At 70.0% G+C, this 4661-nt stretch carries 5 protein-coding genes, 1 tRNA gene and 1 pseudogene; 4 read left to right on the top strand and 3 right to left on the bottom strand.

The window, feature by feature from the left end; translation table 11 throughout:
- Both H5T77_RS25450 and H5T77_RS25740 read left to right on the top strand, forming a co-directional pair.
- Positions 1-1395 (top strand): annotated as a pseudogene (locus H5T77_RS25450) (HlyD family efflux transporter periplasmic adaptor subunit); the annotation flags it as partial.
- Positions 1396-1574: 179 nt separating this feature from the next.
- Complete coding sequence (locus tag H5T77_RS25740; RefSeq protein ID WP_366816680.1) at positions 1575-1988, top strand: helix-turn-helix domain-containing protein; 414 nt, start codon at positions 1575-1577, stop codon at positions 1986-1988.
- Here H5T77_RS25740 and H5T77_RS25445 read toward each other — a convergent pair.
- Positions 1959-2033 (bottom strand) — tRNA-Val (locus H5T77_RS25445). The genes H5T77_RS25740 and H5T77_RS25445 overlap by 30 nt on opposite strands.
- Positions 2034-2143: 110 nt before the next feature.
- On the opposite strand from H5T77_RS25445, the gene H5T77_RS25440 reads away from it, so the two are divergent.
- Positions 2144-2947, top strand: coding sequence for an alpha/beta fold hydrolase (locus H5T77_RS25440; protein ID WP_292653401.1), 804 nt, complete (start codon positions 2144-2146; stop codon positions 2945-2947).
- On the opposite strand, the gene H5T77_RS25435 is transcribed toward H5T77_RS25440, so the two are convergent.
- Positions 2944-3297, bottom strand: coding sequence for a nuclear transport factor 2 family protein (locus tag H5T77_RS25435; RefSeq protein ID WP_292653400.1), 354 nt, complete (start codon positions 3295-3297; stop codon positions 2944-2946). The two genes, H5T77_RS25440 and H5T77_RS25435, sit on opposite strands and share 4 nt — an antisense overlap.
- A 100-nt stretch (positions 3298-3397) precedes the next feature.
- Between H5T77_RS25435 and H5T77_RS25430 the strand changes: the two genes are divergently transcribed.
- Entirely contained in the window at positions 3398-4267 is an 870-nt protein-coding gene (locus H5T77_RS25430; RefSeq protein ID WP_292653399.1) for a LysR family transcriptional regulator, read from the top strand.
- Here the strand turns inward: H5T77_RS25430 and H5T77_RS25425 are convergent.
- A partial coding sequence (locus tag H5T77_RS25425; RefSeq protein ID WP_292653398.1) for a DUF3159 domain-containing protein occupies positions 4260-4661 on the bottom strand: 402 nt, incomplete at its 5' end. The genes H5T77_RS25430 and H5T77_RS25425 overlap by 8 nt on opposite strands.

Here is a 4661-nt window from a genome sequence, read left to right as displayed (position 1 = left end):
GCCGAGCTGGTCGCGAAGGTCAAGAAGCTCCAGAATGAGGTCATCTCGGCTCAGAAGGCGCTCGATGCCGCTGATACCGACCTCGCCACCGCGCAGGCCGATCTCTCCTCGGCTCTGGAGAAGCTGACCGCGCTGGTCGCGTCCGGAGGTCTCCTCGACGAGGGCGGCGAGCTCGCCGGCGCGTTGAAGGCCGCCAAGGAGTCCTGCGCCGACGACGCCTCCGACTCGTGCGACCAGGACCTGGAGACCGCGCTCGGTGCCCAGAGCTCGGCCGGCGGGACCGTCAGCGAGGCTGTCGCGTTGCTCGGCTCGGCACAGTCGGCCGTCACCGCGGCCAAGGAAGCGCTCGGGACGGCGAAGGCCGACCTGAAGAATTTCAGCGAGCAGCTGGACGAGACCCTCGCCAGCGCTGGTTCTTCGGACGGGCCCGGCCAGGACGAGTCAGATGGTGGCCAGCCTCCCAAGGGCTCCGCGCAGTCCGCGGGAGGCGCCGCCGAAGCCGGCGGAGCAGATGGACCACGCGGGACCGACGAGATGCCCAGCTCCGGCACGGCCCCAGGGAAGCAGAACCAGGGAGGCGCCCCGAGCGGATCGGGCGGATCCGGCGAATCCCGTGCCCCGAGCGGATCCGGTGCACCCGGTGGGCCCAGCGGTGAGACCGTGACCGCCGCGACCCTAGCCAAGGATCAGGCGGAGATCGACCAGGCGAAGGCGGACGTCGCCGCGGCAAAGGCGGCGCTCGCAGGCGCGGTGCTGAAAGCACCGGCAGCGGGAACCGTGGCATCGGTTGCCGTGAAGAAGGGCGACAGCGCCACCGTCGGAACCGCGGCGGTGACCCTCATCGCGAAGGGCCTGACCAGCGTGACGATGTCGGTGAGTGCCTCCCAGGTCGAGCAGCTCGAAACCGGTCAAGCGGCGAACGTCACCCCCGCCGGCGCCGACAAGGCCCTCGCGGGCAAGGTCACCCTGGTCGGCCAGGTGCCCGACACCTCCGGAGGGACCGGCACCTTCCCGGTGACCGTCACCCTCGACGAGACCGGCCTCGACCTTCTCGCCGGCAACATGGCAACGGTCGAGGTGGTGGTCGGCTCCGCGGAAGACGTCATGACCATCCCGGCGTCGGCTCTCTCCAACGGCTCGGTGCTGATCATCGACGGTGACTCGACGCAGCGCCAACCGGTCACCACAGGCCTGGTCGGCGCCACTCGGATCGAGATCACCGATGGCCTCGAAGCTGGCCAACGGGTGGCTCTGGCCGATCTGTCCCAGGAACTACCCGGTGGTGACAGCTCCGAACAGCAGGGCTTCGGACGTACCGGCGGCGGTGCCGGTCAGATCCCCGGTGGCGGTGGCCCCGGCGGCCAGATGCCGGGCATGCCGGGTGGTAGACGATGACATCGAAACACCAAATCGACTCCGTAGGCAGTGCTGCTGCACGTGCCTCGATGAGGTCCTTGCGTTGGTCCAGCGACTCCCTCATCACTGGCGCCATCGGGACTTGCTCCTCAGGCACGAGGCGGCGATAGAAGCTCAGGATCAGCGGCGCATCTGTCCCACCGAACTTCCTCCCACTCGTGTCCACCGCCGAGCAGACCTCGCCCGAACTCGCCGACGCCACCGGTGTCGACGTCACCACCGCGAATCGGCACCTCGCGATCCTCGAGGAGTCGGGTTTCGTCTGCGCCGACCGACCTCCCGGCCAGCGAACAGCCGGCCGTGGGCGCGCTGTGGCCGGGCGCGGAGATGCCACCATTGGTGCAGTCGATGCGCGTACTCGCCCAGGCCGCTGCGCTGGAAGGCTTCAGCGATGTCCTGGCAGCTTGGAGGGCCGGGCGCGACGGCGATGTTTCCGAGCCGTGCGCAGGCATGCACGGAGAAGTCGTACGCTAGTCGCAATTATTGAACAGCGACGGCCCCGCCTGATTGGTGAACCACCAGGTCAGACGGGGCTTATCAGATGGTGCGTGATACTGGGTTCGAACCAGTGACCCCCTCGGTGTGAACGAGGTGCGCTACCACTGCGCCAATCACGCGTTGCGGGTGAAACATTAGCGCATCCGTCCGCCGGACCCACATTCGGCCCCACCGAGACGTAGGCTCCCGGCCATCGGCATGACACCCAGAGGCAACCAAAGGAGCGAGGATGCTCGCGTACGAACGGACCGGCAGCGGGGAGCCGCTGCTCCTGATCCATGGCATCGCGCACCGTAGGCAGGCGTGGGGCGGGGTGGTGGAGCGGTTGGCCGGGGAGTTCGACGTGATCACGGTCGATCTGCCGGGGCACGGTGAGTCGCCGGCGTTCGACCTGGCGGGACGTACGGTGCGGGCGGCGGTGACGGACGAGCTCAACGCGCTCCGGGTCGCGCTCGGGATCGAGCGTCCGCACGTCGCCGGCAACAGCCTCGGCGGGCTGCTCGCGCTGGAGATGGCCGATTCCGGGCACGCCCGGTCGGTGACGGCGCTCTCCCCCGCCGGGTTCTGGATGAACGGCGTCGACTACCTCTACGTCAGGGGCCTGTTCGCCGGCATCCAGGCGGTCGCGCGGCCGCTGGCGCCGGTGGCGGGGACGGTGCTGCAGTCACGGGTCGTGCGTACGGCCACGATGGGCTGCTTCTTCGCCCACCCCGACCGGATCGACCCAGCAGTGGCGGCGGCCGACACGGCCAACATGGTCGCTTCTCGGGAGGGGATCAAGACGTTCTTCAGCAGCGCCTACCGCTATCCCGGGACGGTGCAGACCGACGTCCCGACCACCGTCGCCTGGGCGACCCGCGACCTCACGCTTCTCCCTTACCAGGCGAAGATCGCCGAGCGGCGCCTCCCGCACGCGACCCACCGGTGGCTGGCGGGCTGCGGCCACGTCCCGATGAACGATGACCCCGACCTGGTGGCCGAGGTCATCCGCGAGACGGCCCGCACGCAGCGCAGCGACCAGCAGGTCGCCTAGCCGCGAGCCGCGAGGATCCCGCGCGGGTCGAAGGCGACCCGGATCTCGGTGATCAGCCCGTCCTCGACGCGCATCCAGTTGGCGGTGGGGGCGGGCTCGGCGACCGTGGTGTGCAGGTCGAACCAGGTGATCACGCTCGGGCCGTCGGCGAGCCGCTCCTTCACGTCGATCTTGTCGAGCACCTTGGCCATGCCCTCCAGGCCGGCGACGCACTCGTCGGCTCCCTCGATGGTGGCGAGCGGGCCGGCGAAGCTCACGTCGTCGGCCAGCAGGGCGCGCAGGCGGGTGAAGTCGCGCTCCTGCCAGGCGGTGAAGTACGCCTCGGCGAGCTCGGCAGCGGATGCGCTCATGGAATCTCTCCTCAGTGGGTTCGGCTTTCACCATCCAGCCTGACCCGAAGGAAGCGAACACTCAAACAGATAGTTCTGCTGATTGCTAGCATCAGTGGTGATGGAACTCGGACAGCTCCGCTACTTCGTCGCCGTCGTCGACCATGGCTCGTTCACGGCCGCGGCGCAACGTCTCCATGTCAGCCAGTCGGGCATCAGCGCCCAGCTGGCCAAGCTCGAGCGCGAGCTCGGTCACGACCTGCTCGTCCGGGGTCCCCGCAACGTACGCCTCACCCACGCCGGCGAGACGCTCCTCCCCCGCGCCCGCGACGCGCTCCGCGCGATCGAGGGCGTGCGGCAGAGCGCCGACGAACTGAGCGACCTGATCCACGGCCAGGTACGCCTCGGGATGATCGCCGGGTGCACGATCCCCGGCTTCCTCGACGCCGTCGCCACCTTCCACCGCGAGCATCCCGGGGTCAGCGTCGAGCTCGTCGAGGACACCTCCGACCGGCTCCAGCGACGTACGCTGGCCGGCGAGCTCGACCTGAGCCTGATCTCCCATGCCGGCCCGGTCATCGAGGGCCTGAACACGGACTCCGTCAGCAACGAACGGCTCGCGGTGATCACGCCGCCCGACCATCGTCTGGCCGGCGCCCGCCCACGGCTCAGCGACCTCCGCGAGGAGACGGTGCTCTGCATCCCGCCGGGCACCGGCATCCGTACGGCCTTCGAGCAGTCCTGCGCGCGGGCGGGGGTAGAGCCCGAGGTCGACCTCTCCGGGTCCAACCCGGAGACCCTGCTCGGGCTCACCGCGCGCGGCCTGGGCGTCTGCGTGCTGGCCGGGTCCATGGCACGAGGCACCGAGCTGGTCGCGACCACGATCGTCGATGCGGAGGTGCGGGCCGGGCTCGCACTGATCATCCGGGACGGCGACCGACAGCGCGCCACCCGACGCCTCTACGACCTGCTCCGCAGCGCCCTCAGCTGAGCGCGTCGGAGGCCACCCGTGGGTGGCGCAGCCCGGGATGGTCGGCCGGGAGCGAGCGCTGCAGGACGAACCAGCTCACCAGCAGGCACAGCGCCACCAGAGGCCAGCTGAGCGCGACCCGGGCAACGGCCAGCGCGAACACGTCACCTGACCACCACAGCGGCGCGAAGACCGAGACCCGGACGACGTACTGGCCGACCCAGACCCAGCTCGCCCGCGAGTAGCCGCGCAGCAGCGCCGGGTCGCGACGCCAGGCGCCGCGCTGGCGCAGCACCAGACCGACGACCACGCCCAGCAACGGCCAGCGGAACGCGATGCTGACCAACCACACCAGGGCGCTGGCCGCGTTGGCGGCCAGCTGGACCACGAAGAAGTCCTCCGCCCGCCCCGTACG

Origin of the sequence: Nocardioides sp., from assembly GCF_014360585.1 — a bacterium.
In the GTDB taxonomy this organism is placed as follows: domain Bacteria; phylum Actinomycetota; class Actinomycetes; order Propionibacteriales; family Nocardioidaceae; genus Nocardioides.
This window is presented reverse-complemented; position numbering and strand designations above follow the sequence as displayed.

Excerpts from the sequence above, each read along its gene's own strand:
- H5T77_RS25440 (WP_292653401.1), top strand. The coding sequence starts at position 2,144 with ATGCTCGCGTACGAACGGACCGGCAGCGGGGAGCCGCTGCTCCTGATC.
- H5T77_RS25435 (WP_292653400.1), bottom strand. The coding sequence starts at position 3,297 with ATGAGCGCATCCGCTGCCGAGCTCGCCGAGGCGTACTTCACCGCCTGG.
- H5T77_RS25430 (WP_292653399.1), top strand. The coding sequence starts at position 3,398 with ATGGAACTCGGACAGCTCCGCTACTTCGTCGCCGTCGTCGACCATGGC.